Origin of the sequence: Mesorhizobium sp. WSM4306 (genome assembly GCF_007003975.1) — a bacterium.
Lineage (GTDB): Bacteria > Pseudomonadota > Alphaproteobacteria > Rhizobiales > Rhizobiaceae > Mesorhizobium.
Genome location: NZ_VFTC01000008.1, coordinates 71,289 through 84,465 on the forward strand (window position 1 = coordinate 71,289; position 13,177 = coordinate 84,465).

11 protein-coding genes are annotated in these 13,177 nt (G+C 62.8%); 5 read left to right on the forward strand and 6 right to left on the reverse strand.

Annotated elements, in window-relative coordinates; genetic code table 11:
* Positions 1–25: 25 nt before the first annotated feature.
* From FJV77_RS12035 to FJV77_RS12050, 4 genes are all read right to left on the reverse strand, one after another.
* Positions 26–2,635: an EAL domain-containing protein gene (locus FJV77_RS12035; protein WP_246691230.1), complete on the reverse strand. Its 2,610-nt coding sequence runs from the start codon at positions 2,633–2,635 to the stop codon at positions 26–28.
* A gap of 358 nt (positions 2,636–2,993) precedes the next feature.
* Positions 2,994–4,529 carry a DHA2 family efflux MFS transporter permease subunit gene (locus tag FJV77_RS12040; RefSeq protein WP_142867025.1) on the reverse strand — a complete coding sequence of 512 codons (1,536 nt, stop codon included), beginning with the start codon at positions 4,527–4,529 and terminating at the stop codon, positions 2,994–2,996.
* 340 nt (positions 4,530–4,869) lie between these two features.
* Complete coding sequence (locus tag FJV77_RS12045; RefSeq protein WP_142867026.1) at positions 4,870–6,069, reverse strand: HlyD family secretion protein; 1,200 nt, start codon at positions 6,067–6,069, stop codon at positions 4,870–4,872.
* The gene (locus FJV77_RS12050; protein WP_142867027.1) at positions 6,066–6,536 is read right to left on the reverse strand and encodes a MarR family transcriptional regulator; all 471 of its coding nucleotides are present in this window, start codon (positions 6,534–6,536) and stop codon (positions 6,066–6,068) included. The genes FJV77_RS12045 and FJV77_RS12050 overlap by 4 nt, the downstream gene beginning before the upstream one ends.
* A gap of 527 nt (positions 6,537–7,063) precedes the next feature.
* On the opposite strand from FJV77_RS12050, the gene FJV77_RS12055 reads away from it, so the two are divergent.
* The 4 genes from FJV77_RS12055 to FJV77_RS12070 all read left to right on the forward strand — a co-directional run bounded on the left by FJV77_RS12055 (position 7,064) and on the right by FJV77_RS12070 (position 9,737).
* Positions 7,064–7,273, forward strand: coding sequence for a hypothetical protein (locus FJV77_RS12055; protein ID WP_185970289.1), 210 nt, complete (start codon positions 7,064–7,066; stop codon positions 7,271–7,273).
* Entirely contained in the window at positions 7,270–8,844 is a 1,575-nt protein-coding gene (locus FJV77_RS12060) for an FAD-dependent monooxygenase (protein WP_142867028.1), read from the forward strand. Before FJV77_RS12055 ends, FJV77_RS12060 begins: the two co-directional genes overlap by 4 nt.
* Before the next feature lie 122 nt (positions 8,845–8,966).
* The gene (locus tag FJV77_RS12065) at positions 8,967–9,380 is read left to right on the forward strand and encodes a hypothetical protein (RefSeq protein WP_210246338.1); all 414 of its coding nucleotides are present in this window, start codon (positions 8,967–8,969) and stop codon (positions 9,378–9,380) included.
* A 24-nt stretch (positions 9,381–9,404) separates the two neighbouring features.
* Positions 9,405–9,737, forward strand: a complete 333-nt coding sequence (locus FJV77_RS12070) for a hypothetical protein (protein ID WP_246691231.1) — start codon at positions 9,405–9,407, stop codon at positions 9,735–9,737.
* Between the two features lie 5 nt (positions 9,738–9,742).
* Here FJV77_RS12070 and FJV77_RS12075 read toward each other — a convergent pair whose 3' ends face one another.
* Entirely contained in the window at positions 9,743–11,248 is a 1,506-nt protein-coding gene (locus tag FJV77_RS12075) for a winged helix-turn-helix domain-containing protein (protein ID WP_142867029.1), read from the reverse strand.
* 137 nt (positions 11,249–11,385) lie between these two features.
* Here FJV77_RS12075 and FJV77_RS12080 point away from each other — a divergent pair, with 137 nt between their 5' ends.
* Entirely contained in the window at positions 11,386–12,219 is an 834-nt protein-coding gene (locus FJV77_RS12080) for an AraC family transcriptional regulator (RefSeq protein ID WP_142867030.1), read from the forward strand.
* On the opposite strand, the gene FJV77_RS12085 is transcribed toward FJV77_RS12080, so the two are convergent.
* Positions 12,209–13,150: a helix-turn-helix domain-containing GNAT family N-acetyltransferase gene (locus FJV77_RS12085; protein ID WP_142867031.1), complete on the reverse strand. Its 942-nt coding sequence runs from the start codon at positions 13,148–13,150 to the stop codon at positions 12,209–12,211. The genes FJV77_RS12080 and FJV77_RS12085 overlap by 11 nt on opposite strands.
* Positions 13,151–13,177 lie beyond the last annotated feature (27 nt).

Genomic DNA, 13,177 nt, shown 5'->3' on the forward strand with positions numbered 1-13,177 from the left:
TGCGGTTAGCGACGCCAAACCATCGTCAGCCTTTCGCGATGAGCTTGCCGATATCCCCGGCCGACAGCGGTTTGCTGAAATAATTACCCTGCATTTCGTCGCAATTGTTCTTGCGCAGGAAGGTCACCTGGTCTTCCGTCTCGACGCCTTCGGCAAGAACCCTCAGGTTCAGCTTTTGACCCAATGAGATGACGGCACTGGTAACCGCCTGATCGTTCTCGTCGGTCGCGAGGTCGTCGATAAAGGACTTGTCGATCTTCAGCCGCTGCACCGGAAAGGTCTTGAGCGCGCTGAGGCTGGAATAGCCGGTTCCGAAATCGTCGATCGATATCTGCACGCCGAGCCCTTGCAGCCCGTTCATCGTTGCGACCGCCAACTCGAAATCCTGCATGATCAGGCTTTCGGTCACCTCGAGTTCGAGATACCTCGCCTCCAGGCCGCTTTCCGTCAATGCGTTGACGACGCGGTCGATCAGGTTCTTCTCCCTGAACTGCCGCGCCGACACGTTGACGCAGACGGTGACTGGCGGCAGACCGGCGCGCTGCCAGGCTTTGTTCTGCCGGCAGGCTTCATGCAGGATCCAGTCGCCGATCGGCACGATCAGCCCCGTTTCCTCGGCGGTCGGGATGAACATCATCGGCGACACCACGCCTCGCGCCGGGTGGTTCCAGCGTACCAACGCTTCGACGGCCAGAATCTGACCCGATCGCAGATCGACCTGCGGCTGGTAGAGCAGCGCGAATTCCGAACGGGCGAGCGCGTTTCGCAATTCCCCCTGAAGCAGGAATTTTTCGTGTGCGCTTGAGTTGAATTCGGGGGCATAGAACTGGAAATTGTCGCGGCCGAATTCCTTGGCGCGAGACTTGGCGGCATCGGCATTGGCCAACAGCTTGTCCGGGCTCGTCCCGTCCTTCGGGTAATTTGCGATACCGATGCTGGCCGTTAATCGCAGGCGGTGCTCGGCGACAGGAACCGGCTCGGCAATCGCATCCCTGATCGTCTGCAGGGTTTCCGAAATGACATCGACATTGGTGGGTTGATCGAACAGGACGATGACAAATTCGTCGCCGCCTACCCGCACGACGGTGTCGGTCGCCTTCACGCATCCCATCAAACGGCTCGCGACGGACTTGAGGAGTTCGTCGCCGGCATTGTGACCCAACGTATCGTTCACCAGTTTGAAATTGTCGAGATCGATGAACACCACCGTCACCCAGCGATTGTACCGCTGCGCGTAGAGGACCGCCTGGGAAAGCCGATCCTCCAGCAAAGCGCGATTGGGCAGCCCGGTGAGCGCGTCATGGTTGGCCATGAAGTGGATCTGGTCTTCAGCCCGTTTGCGCTCGATCGCGATACCGGCAATGTGGGTGGTGAATTCGATCAGGCGGTTCTCGGTCTCGGTCGGCTCGCGCACGCTCATCGAATACATGGCAAAGACGCCCAGCACGACGCCCTGATGTGACAGGATCGGGGTCGACCAGCACGAACGGTAGCCATAGGGCGCCGCGAGTTCGCGGTAATCCTCCCAGAGCGGATCCTGCAGGATGTCGGTGACGATTACCGGTTCGCGCCGGTAGGCGGCGGTTCCGCACGACCCTGTCTTGGGGCCGATGGCAGATCCATCGATGGCGCTCATATAGGCTTTGGCCAGGCTCGGCGCCGCACCGTGCCGCAAGTGCACGCCATCCTTGTCGAGCAGCAGAACGGAACCGAATATCCCCTTCAGTTGGGATTCGACCAGGCGCATGAGGCTGTCGAGCACGTTCTCGAGCGGAGCGCTCGTCGCAATCATCTCCAGGATGTTTGCCTGTCCGCTGCGCAGAACATCCGCCCGCTTGCGGGCCGTGATGTCCCGGGCGATGCCGACCAGACCGAAAATCTCGTTTTGAGCATTGCGCAACGGCACCTTGGTCGATGAGAGCCATTTTACGGTGCCCGATGCATCGACGACAAACTCCTCCGCATCGATCAAGGGTTGTCCGCTTTCGAGCACCGACTGTTCGACTTGCCGAAACTTCTGCGCAACCTCCGGGGGATGGATATCGAAATCGGTCAAGCCGATCATGTCGGCGGTCTTGTCGCGGCCACTGTCAGTCGCAAGTGCGCTGTTGACGACGACGAAGCGGCTTTGCGTATCCTTGACCCAGAGATAATTGGGCACCCAGTCGATCAGTGCCTGCAACGAGATGCGCTCGTCGACGATCTGTCGATTGGCGGTGAGATCGGTAATGTCCTCATGCGTGGCCACCCAACTGCCGTCGGGCATCGGCTGATTGTAAATCTGGATGGTCCGGCCGTCGGCGAGTTCGGCGGTCCAGGTCCTCGGCGCCTTGCCTGAATTGACCGATCTCGCCATCGCCAGATAGGCGTCTGTGGTCAGCGCTGCCGTGCCGGCGGCACTGCGGAGCTCAACGATTTCGCTCAGCGTCAGGCCAGGCCGCAACTGCTCGGGTGCGAGGCAGTAGATTTCGGCATAACGGCGATTGCTCAGGATCAGCCGCTCATCGCGGTCAAAAAAGCAGATGCCTTGCGAAACGTTTTCGATCACCGTCTCGAAGCGCAGCGCCTGTCCTTCAAGTGCGGTGATTGTCGCCCGCAGCTCATGCTCCAGCGAAACGTCGGCCAACTTTGCCAACGCGGCCAAGCCGACAGGCTCAGTCGTTTCGGGGGATTTCCTGGATGATTTCGTAACCAAACAGACCGTCTCCCAGCTGGGCCTGAAAGAACGCAAAAATCATTTATGTGCCATGCGACGGTCTGTGGATAGTGTTAGATATGTACTAGCAGCATATAAACCGAACCGAAATCAGACGCGAAGATTTCTGGTTACCTGAAACTTAAGCGCCATTTTCAAATCGCCATCGGCGCTACAGAATCGACATTCTCCATTGTCTGGAGAATTTTGCGATTATCTCGAGAATCGTCCGACCTCACATATTCGCAGGTATGACCGCGACGACGTCATCTGATATCGGCAATTCTCGACCCGCGTCTCAATCCATATGTGCCGCCGGCGCCGCGCCAGCAGCCGGGGCCGTCTTCGGCTTGCGCAGCAGAAACACAAACGGGATGGCGATCAGCGTCATCATCATCAGTATTTTGAAGTCGTTGACGTAGGAGATCATCATCGACTGGATGTTGACCATGCGATCCATCTGCGAAAGCGCCATCGGGTCGCCACCAGCTGCCGCCGGGGAAAGCGCCCACAGATTGGGGTTGAATGGATTGATGAAGGCCGACAGCTCGGTGTGATTGACCTGCGTGTTGCGCACCAGAAGAACCGTCACCACCGACACGCCGATCGAGGAACCCAGATTGCGCACCAGGCTGAACAGCGCCGTGGCGTCGGTGCGGAAGCGCACGTCGAGCGTGGCGAAGGCCACTGTCGACAACGGCACGAACACCATGCCCATGCCCAGCCCCTGGATGACGCCGGAGCTGAGGATCAGCCAATTGTCCATCTGCGGCGTAAAGCCGGCCATGGTGTAGAGCGACTGGGCCGTGAGCAGAAAGCCGATGACGACGAGAATCCTGGCGTCGATCTTGCTCATGAGCCGCCCGACGACAAGCATCGAGATCATCGTGCCGACACCGCGCGGCCCCAAGACGATACCGATGGTGATGGTCGGATAGCCGAAGATGGTCGACAGCATCGGCGGCAGCAGCGACATCGAAGCCAGGATCAGCACGCCCATGACGAAGATGAACGCCAGCCCGGTGACGAAATTTTGGTCGAGGAAAATCTTGGGGTCGATGAAAGGACGTTCCGCCGTCACCGTGTGGATGATGAACACCCAGAATCCGGTGATCGAAAGAGCAAGCTCGATCCAGATTTCGACCGAAGAAAACCAGTCGACCTCGCCGCCTCGGTCGAGAAGCAGCTGCAGCGCGCCGACGCCGAGCGAGATCATGGCAAAGCCGAAAAAGTCGAAACTGCGCACCCGACGGGCAACGACCGGCAGATAGGCGGCCATGCCGAGAAAGGCGATGACGCCGACCGGCAAATTGATGAAGAACACCCAGCGCCAGTTGAAATTCTCGGTCAGCCAGCCGCCGAGCGTCGGGCCTAGGATCGGCCCCAGCATGATGCCGGCGCCCCAGATGGCCATCGCCTGGCCGTGGCGTTCCCTTGGGTTGATATCGAGCAGGAAGGTCTGCGACAGCGGCACGATGGCAGCGCCGAACACGCCCTGCATCAGCCGGAAGAAAACTATGCTCTCCAGGCTCCAGGCGATGCCGCACAGCATCGAGAACACGGTGAAGCCGACCACCGCCGCCAGGAAGAGTTCCTTGCGGCCGAAGCGGTCGGCCAGCCAGCCGGTCACCGGCGTCATGATGGCGGCGGCAACGATGTAGGAGGTGAGCACCCAGTTGATGTTGTCGGGCGAGGCGCCGAGATCACCGGTCATGGTCGGCAGCGCGACATTGGCGATGGTGGTGTCGAGCGCCTGCATGATCGTCGCCAGCATCAACGCCACGGTGATCAGGCCGCGATGCGGCACTTCCTTGAAAGGTTCTGGCGTGTTCATGATGCGGAACTTCCGACAGGTAACGAAAACGTGTACACTAGGCTTCCGGGCGGCGAGGCCTTCTCTGGTGAAGAGACGCTCATCGCGGTGGGACGCGATCTATCGATGTGGGGGTTACATCGAACGAAGGTCTCGACACATCAGGCGCTTGCCGCCCGGAAATCCAAGGACCGAACGATCGGCGCCGCGATGGCCAGGCTGGAGTCAGCCCGCGATGCGGCCCGGTCCAACCCACCCCTCGCGCAACCTGCCATCGGACCAATCCTGTCATCACAGCTCGCCTGAGCGAGCATTCTGCCCGGCCGTGGTCCTGCCTTTGAGGATCACGGTCCACTCACAGCTATTGTGCCTCAGCCGCCGTGGCGTGGCCGAAGATGGCCGGCAAACCGCGAGCGACGCCGGTGTCCACCGTAACCGAGGCGCTCATGCCGGTGCGCAGCGCCATCTTGGCGTCGGCATCGGTGAGCTCCAGGCGCACCGGAATGCGCTGCGTGACTTTCACCCAGTTGCCGGTGGCGTTCTGGGCCGGCAACAGCGAAAACTCCGCGCCAGTGCCGGCGCCGATTGCCTTGACGGTGGCTTCGAACGTGCGGCCCGGATAGGTGTCGACCACGATCTCGGCCTTCTGGCCGGTTTTCATATGGGTAAGCTGGGTTTCCTTGAAATTGGCATCGATCCAGGTGTCGCCGGTCTCGACCAGCGCAAACAAAGGCGTGCCGGAACCGACATACTGACCGACCTTGAAAGACGAGGCCTGGCTGATGACGCCGTCCGCCGGCGCCTTGACCGTGGTCTGTGCCAGATCGTAGGCGGCCTTGTCGCGCGCGGCGAGTGCGGCCATCACCGTCGGGTGCTTGTCGGTCTCGATATCGGGATTGCCGGCGAGAGCGGCCTTGGCGCTGATGATGCCCTGCTCGGCCACCGCCAGTTGCTGCCTTGCCTTGTCGAGATCGTTCTTGGCCTGATCCAGCGAGGATTTGGCGTTGATGCCCTTCTGGGCCAGATCGGCAGCGCGGTCATACTGCGACTGCGCGTAGTCGACTTCGCTGGCGTCGGACTTCTCCTGCGCCATCGCCTGGCTGTAGGCAGCGCGCAACTGTTCGATGCCCACGCGTGCGACCGCAACCGCCGCATCGGCCTGGGCCAACGCGATCCGGTAGGGCTCGGGATCGATGGCAAACAGCACATCACCCTGCTTGACCAGCTGGTTGTCTGAAATGTCGACCTGAACGATGCGCCCGGCCGTATCCGAGGCGATCGACACCTTGGCCTGCTGCAAATTGGCGTTCTCGGTCTCCTGATAGCGGCCGCCGGTCACCCAGACATAGCCGCCGCCAATGGCCAGTGCCGCCGGCAGGACGACCATTAGAAGCAAGCGGCCGAGGCGGCGCGGCTTTTTCGGAGCCGGCGCGGGCTGCACTGGCGCTGCAACCGCTACAGGCGCCGCTACCGGCTGCGCGGGGGCTTCGGCGGTCGGCTGTGCCGGCGCCTCCACTTCGAGCTTGGTGACGTTGTCGTCTATTTTGGCTGCCGCGTTCATGCCGCTGCCCCTTCCGTACTTTTTTGGGACGACGTATCGCCGTCTGTAAGGTTCTGCGCGATGGCGTCGAGTGCCCTGATCAGGACGCGGCGGTCTTCCGGCGAAACGCCGACTAGCGATTCCTCATAGACCTCGCCGGCCAGGCTCTTGACCTCCGCATAAGCGGCGCTTGCCTTCTGGGTCGGGAAGATCATGCGCACGCGGCGATCGGCGGCATCCGAGCGGCGCTCGATCCAGCCGCCTTCTTCCATGCGATCGACCAGCCGCGAAACGCTGATCGGCTCGATTTCGAGCAGCTCGGCAAGGCGCGCCTGGCTGATGCCCTCTTCCTTGGCGACCCGAACCATCAACCGCCATTGCGCAGAAGACAGGCCAAGCCCGCTGGCGCGCATCTCGAAGCGCTTGCGCAGCAGGCGCTGCACGTCGTGGATCAAAAAGCCCAGTCTATCTATGCCGTCGGAAACCATGAGCGGTATATATAATAAGCGTGCTTACCATTCAAGATACGGCATTGCGCCAGAGCCGGCAAACGGGGATGGCAGATATGCCGATCGTCGGGCGGCAAAGGTGCCTATTTCCCCAAAACTGGGTCGAGGGCGCGGTTGCGAGCGCCGAAAGTGCCGCAACCTTTTTGGCCCGCGGATCCATGCGCTTCTGCAAGGCAGACGTTTCGGCGGCAGCCTGCTGAGCAGCGGCTTCAACATGTGATCCTTGCCGCCGCGCGCTGCGCCACGGACAGTAGGCGGGGCGTTGACTTCACCCGTCTGCCCTTTGTGGGCCGCCGTCAGCGGGCCGTCGCCGTTAGCGCCAGTCGCTGAAAACATCGGAAAATTTTCAGAAACCGATCGGGATTTCCACCGCCGAAACGCCGAATGAGAGCGGGCTGGTGAAAGGGGCGGACTGAACCCGAATTTGCGCCAAGGCGCTCCCCTCTCCAACCAGGATCTTTGCCGCTGCCGTTTCGGCGCCAGCCGCACCATGGACAGGAGACAAGATGAAAGCCGTATCCCACAACAGATGGAGCGAGGCCCCCTTGAGCGCCTCGTCTGCAGTAGAGCTGAAAGGCATCGTTGTTGCCGGTTATGAGACCGATCGTGTCTTGGTCAGCGACGGTCTTTCCGAAGGCGGCATCGTCGTCACCGCCGGCGTCAACCGCTTGCGCGAACATGAAAAAGTCCGCACTCTTCAGGGAGAAACAAAATGAGCACGGCTCAAACAAAAGTCCTTATTGCCGGCGCCGGTCCTACCGGCCTGACGCTTGCGCTTTGGCTCACCCGTCTCGGCGTTCCGGTCCGCCTCTTCGACAAGGACGCCGGTCCCGGCGAGACATCGCGCGCGCTGGCCGTCCAGGCCCGCACGCTGGAATTCCATCGCCAGATCGGCATCGTCGACGACGTAATCGCCGCAGGCGTGAAAATCGAACAGCTCACCGTGCACACGCCGGCTGGCATTGCCGCAAAACTGCCGCTGGCCGATTTCGGCCGCGGTATCAGTCCCTACCCGTTTGCCTTCGCACTGCCGCAGGATGTTCATGAGCGCGTGCTGATCGCGCATCTCGAGCGGGCCGGCGTCCAGGTCGAGCGCAACACCGAGTTGGTGGCCTTCGAGGACAAGGGCAATGCAGTCGTTGCCACCTTGCGCAAGAACGGCACGGACGAGATCGTCAGCGCCGCCTATCTCGCGGGCTGCGACGGCGCCCGCAGCGCGGTGCGCCACGGGCTCGGCATCGGCTTTCCCGGCGGCACTTACGAGCAGGCCTTCTACGTCACCGATGTCGATGGGCGCGGCGACGTCACCCGCAATGGCATGGACACCGTCATCAGCACCTATGGCTTTGCGATCGTCATGCCGGTGCGGCAGTCGGGCTCGCTGCGCCTGATCGGCATTGTGCCGAAGGCGCGTGAGGCGGACGAGACGATCACCTTCGAGGCGATCCGCGCCGATATCGAGCGCGACACCGGCGTGACGATCGACAAGGTCAACTGGTTCTCGACCTACCGCGTCCATCACCGCGTCGCCGATCGCTTCCGCGCAGGCCGCGTCTTCCTCGCCGGCGATGCCGGCCATATCCACAGCCCGGCCGGCGGCCAGGGGATGAACACCGGCATGGGCGACGCGGTCAATCTCGCCTGGAAACTCGCCGCCGTGGCGCAGGGCCGCGCCGACCAGCGCCTGCTCGACAGCTACGAGCCGGAGCGCATCGCCTTTGCCCGCAAGCTGATCGACAGCACGGACCAGGCGTTTCGGGTCGCCACCAGCCGCTCGCGGCTGGTCGGCCTGTTCCGCCGCTATCTGATGCCGAAGATCCTGCGCGCGGCGCTAGGCACTACTTTCGGATCGCGCAGGTTTTTCGGACTGATTTCGCAGACCCGCATTCAATACCGCGAAAGCGCGATCAGCAGCGGCAAGGCCGGCACAATCGAGGGCGGCGACCGCCTGCCCTATGTCCCTGCGGTGAATGGCGACAATTTCGAACCGCTGCGTTCGCTCGACTGGCAGGTGCATGTCTATGGCGAGGCCAATGGCGAATTTCGCGCGATGCTCGCCTCGACCGGCATTCCGGTTCATGTCTTCGCCTGGTCGGACATTGCGGAAGCCGCCGGTCTGCAGCGCGGCGGCGCCTATCTGGTGAGACCGGACGGTCATGTCGCGCTGGCCTCACCGGTCCAGGAGGCGGCCGCCTTCCAACGCTACCTCGCCGGACTGGCGATAAAACCGAGGCTGGCAGAGCGCGCGCCCTATCGCATCACCGGCACCATGCACAGCCTGGCCTGATTGCTTAGCGCCGGCTTGGTCGTCGGCGCTCATCAATCCCAACCATCCCCTCTTTTCGCCATCGGCTTTCGCCGTGTGCGCTTGCGCCGTGGCGACCCCACTCAACCGAAAGGAAATCGACCATGGACCCCTTCTTTGGAAAGATCCTCGTGCGCTTCAACGCTGGCTTTCTGATCCTGGCATCAGTCGGCGGGCTCGCCACCGACGTTGCCGGCTCGTTCTTCGGCACCGGTGCTGAAGCCGTTCCGCTTGGCAATGCGCCGGGCACCGGCATCGGCTTCATCGAGGCGCACGGCCTGGCCCTGATCATCGGCGTCACGCTCTGGCGCATCGCCTACTCCCGCACATGGCATGCCTTCCTGGCTGCCGTGCACCTGCTGCTTGGAACCGCAAACCTCGCGTTCTGGCAGTTCTTCATCGCCGCCGACGTGCTCGTCGTCGGCTACGTCACAACCGCGGCGCACATCCTGTTCGTGGTTGCTCACCTGGCGGCATTGGCGGGCTCGGCCCGGCTTGCCGCTTCATCCTCCCACTAGGTTTCAACATCTGGAGAAATGAAAATGTCTATGAATTCCCTAAAGAAAATCCGCTCCCTGGCTGCCGTTCTGGCCATAACATTCAGCGCCCTCGAGACCGTCGGCGTCGCCGTGCCAGCACTCGCGCTGGTCGGCGAGGCGCAGGCCCGTGTCGGTGCGCCGTGGACACCGCGCAGCGCCGCCGGCGTCGCCCGCCGCACCACCGCATGGCGCGTGCTGCGCCACACCACGGCCTGGGCCGCCACGCTGCCGGCAGGCTGCGTACGCACCAAGGTCAACGGCTTCGACGTCTGGCGTTGCGGCGGCACCTATTACCGAGCCTATCAGGGCCGCTACATCGTCGTGGTCGTCGATTGATCGGCCTAGGCTTGGGTCTCGCCGAGGGCAAGTCTGACGCCTTCGGCGAGATGCTCGGCATCGGCCGTGTTCTCGAACGGCACGCCACGCAGCGCATAGTCGATCGGCGAAAACGGAGCGCCTTCCTCGATCAGGGCGATCTGCCGTCGCGCCTTCTCCATCTCGCCCAGCTGGGCATAGCAGGCTGCCAGCCGGGTTCTAATCCACGGCGCCGGACGCGTCGCCAGCTCCAGCGCATCCGCCGCCTGCCGGTATTCCCCCATCATGTAGAGCGCCAGCGCGCGGTCGAACTGGTACCAGTGCGGGTGCAAGGGATCGATGCGAATGCCGCGCGCCAGCCAGGTCAGGGCTTCGAGCGGCCGGCCGCGCATGGTGAGCAGCATGCCCATCTGCTCGATGCAGTCGGCATCGCAGGGGTTGAGCTGTAGCGCGATGCGCATGTGCTGCTCTGCGGCTTCATGCTCGCGCATATAGAGCCGGATCAATGATTGCACGCGATGCCCGGTAGGCTGATCCGGCGACAGGGCCAAGCCCTTTTCGGCGAGATCACGCGCATTTTCCAGCACTGCGTCGTTGGCGCGGCCGAACTCTCCATCCAAGGCCCGCACCAGAGCGAGATAGGTGTAGGCAAGGCCGTAGCCTGGATCCTTGGCGATCGCCGCCTCGAACAGGATTTCGGCGCTGCGTTGGTCGGTCTGGGCCGGATCGCGCAACATCGCAAAACCGCGCAATAGAAGCTCATAAGCGGCAAGGCTGGTCACCGGCTTGCGCGAGGCCTGTTCGAGACCGGCATTGGTGACGCGCGTGACCAGGCGGCTGACAATCTGCTCGACGATTTCGCGCTCGATGGCGAACAGGCCGTCGCCTTGGGACTGGAACCGGTCGCCCCAGAGCTGACGGGCGGTGGCGATGTCGACGAGGCTGACGGCCACCACGACATGCTCGCCCTGGCGGCGCAGCGACCCTTCGACCAGATAGTTGGCGCCGATGCGGGCGCGAACCTCAGGCCATTCGGAACGCCCGAAGGAGGCGAAGGAAAAACTCGAATTGCGCGCCAGCACGGTAACCGTGCCAAAACGCGCGACGCCGTTGATGAGATCCTCGGCAAAGCCGTCGACCATCGCCTCGTCGGCCGGATCCCCGCTCTCATTGCGGAAGCGCACAACGGCCACCACCGGCTGCGCGCCGATCTCAGGTGCGGTCTGCGCTTCGGCGGCGAGCATATAGCCGCGCTTGGACACGGTGCGCACCATGTCATCGCCCAGCACCTTGCGGATTTCGCGTACCGACTGGGTAAGCGAATCCTCTGTGACGTAGACACCCGGCCACACCACATCCATCAGTTCTGATTTCGGCACGACGCGGCCCATGTTGCGGGCGAGATGCGACAGCAGCGCGTAAGCCTTGGGGCGCAGGAACAGCGGCTCGTTGATGCCGCGCAGCGTGCCCATGGCTAGGTCGAGTGTAAACCCGCCAAACCGGAACACCTGATCGGCAGCCGTCGCTGTCATCGGGACATCCTTCCCCGGATCGTGCCGTTTCGATTCCCACATCGACACGGCATGCTGCATTATTGCCCAGGGCGCAATTTCGATCAAACTGCCGGGCGGCGCGATGGATAGTGTCGATCCGCCAAATACGAGGAGCCATGAACCCGACCGAGAAAGCGCTGTGGTTTGTCGAAAGCCATCTGCCGGAAGCGATCTCGCTCGACGATGTCGCGCACAGCAGCGGCGTGTCGCGCTTTCATGTGACGCGCGCCTTCGGCGCCGCCACCGGACGTTCGGTGATGGGCTATATGCGCGCCCGCCGGCTGACGGAAGCGGCGCGCAAGCTGGCCGCCGGCGCGCCCGACATTCTCGCGGTCGCGCTCGATGCCGGCTACGCCTCGCATGAGGCCTTCACCCGCGCCTTCCGCGACCAGTTCGGTACCACGCCGGAACTGGTGCGCGCGCAGGGCAGCCTCAAAAACCTCGACCTCGTGGAGCCGATCCTGATGGATCAATCCTTCCTCGCTTCACTGCCGCCGCCACGCTTCGAGGCTGGGCGGCCGTTCCTCATCGCCGGCCTCGGCGAGCGCTACAGCTGCGAATCCAGCGCCGCGATTCCAATGCAGTGGCAGCGCTTCGGTCCCTATATCGGCAACATTCCGGGCGAGACCGGCGACGTCGCCTATGGCGTCTGCGTCAACGGGGACGACGCCGGCAATTTTGACTACATCGCCGGCGTCGAAGTCCTGGATTTCTCCGACCTGCCGAAGGAGCTTTCCCGGGTGCGAGTGCCGGCACAGAAATACGCGATCTTCACCCATGCCGAGCACATCTCGACCATCCGCCGCACAGTCAACACGATCTGGAACAAATGGCTGCCGGCCTCTGGGCACGATATAGCGGACGGCCCCGAATTCGAACGCTACGGGCCGGAGTTCGATCCGCGCAGCGGCAACGGCGGGCTGGAGATCTGGATCCCGGTCAAGGTTTGAAGTCCAGGTTCCAGTTCTGGCCGACCAGATCCCTGCCGAAGGCGTGGTGGCGCTCTTCGTCGGCCAGCTTGAAGCCGGCGCTTTCATAGATGTGGCGGGCGGCGGTCAGGATGTCGTTGGTCCACAGGGTCAGCGTCTTGTAGCCCTTGGCGCGGGCGAAGCCGATGCACTCCTCGACCAGCCGCTTGCCGATGCCGAGGCCCCGCGCCGAGGGCTCGACATAGAGCAGGCGCAGCTTCGCCACGTCGTCCGACTTGCGCACGACGAAGACCGAGCCGACCACCTCGCCTTGCCGTTCGGCGATCCAGCTGCGCTCCCATTTTGGATCGAAGGATTTTACGAAGGCGCCGAGGATTTCGGCGACCAGCGCCTCGTAGGTTTCGTCCCAGCCATAGTCCTGTGCGTAGATCTGTCCCTGGCGACGAACGATCCAGCCGATGTCGCCGACCTGCAAGGGCCGCAGCATGTAGGGAACTTTGGCCTCCGGGCTCTCCCCCAGGAGTTGCTGCACCGTCTGCATGGCCTTGACCAGCCGGTCCTGTTCGACAGCCGGGAGACGCTCCAGCAAGGCCGCGACCTGGTCATGTGAATCCCGGTTCAGCGGTGCGAAGGCCTGCCGGCCCGCCGGCGCCAGCGTGATCGACGATTGCCGCGCGTCCGACGCAAGCGCCGTTCGCGAAATCAGCTGTAAGTGCTCGAACTTCTTTAGCAGCCGGCTGACATAGCCTGCGTCGAGGCCGAGATCGCGAATGAGGTCGGTGGCGGTCAGCCCATCGCGGTTCGCCAGTTCATAAAGCACCCGCGCCTCGGTCAGCGAGAAGGCGCTTTTCAGCAGGCCTTCGTCGAGCAGCCCGATCTGGCGGGTGTAGAAGCGGTTGAAAGCCCGCACCGCGTCGATGCGTTCCTTGCCGGGTTGATGATGGATCGTCATGGGCCAGCCTCCTCCTGCTCCAGGACG

Coding starts and splice junctions, on each gene's coding strand:
- FJV77_RS12085 (WP_142867031.1), bottom strand. CDS start 13,150: ATGACGATCCATCATCAACCCGGCAAGGAACGCATCGACGCGGTGCGG.
- FJV77_RS12075 (WP_142867029.1), bottom strand. CDS start 11,248: ATGACAGCGACGGCTGCCGATCAGGTGTTCCGGTTTGGCGGGTTTACA.
- FJV77_RS12060 (WP_142867028.1), top strand. CDS start 7,270: ATGAGCACGGCTCAAACAAAAGTCCTTATTGCCGGCGCCGGTCCTACC.
- FJV77_RS12050 (WP_142867027.1), bottom strand. CDS start 6,536: ATGGTTTCCGACGGCATAGATAGACTGGGCTTTTTGATCCACGACGTG.
- FJV77_RS12040 (WP_142867025.1), bottom strand. CDS start 4,529: ATGAACACGCCAGAACCTTTCAAGGAAGTGCCGCATCGCGGCCTGATC.
- FJV77_RS12080 (WP_142867030.1), top strand. CDS start 11,386: ATGAACCCGACCGAGAAAGCGCTGTGGTTTGTCGAAAGCCATCTGCCG.
- FJV77_RS12055 (WP_185970289.1), top strand. CDS start 7,064: ATGAAAGCCGTATCCCACAACAGATGGAGCGAGGCCCCCTTGAGCGCC.
- FJV77_RS12045 (WP_142867026.1), bottom strand. CDS start 6,069: ATGAACGCGGCAGCCAAAATAGACGACAACGTCACCAAGCTCGAAGTG.
- FJV77_RS12065 (WP_210246338.1), top strand. CDS start 8,967: ATGGACCCCTTCTTTGGAAAGATCCTCGTGCGCTTCAACGCTGGCTTT.
- FJV77_RS12070 (WP_246691231.1), top strand. CDS start 9,405: ATGTCTATGAATTCCCTAAAGAAAATCCGCTCCCTGGCTGCCGTTCTG.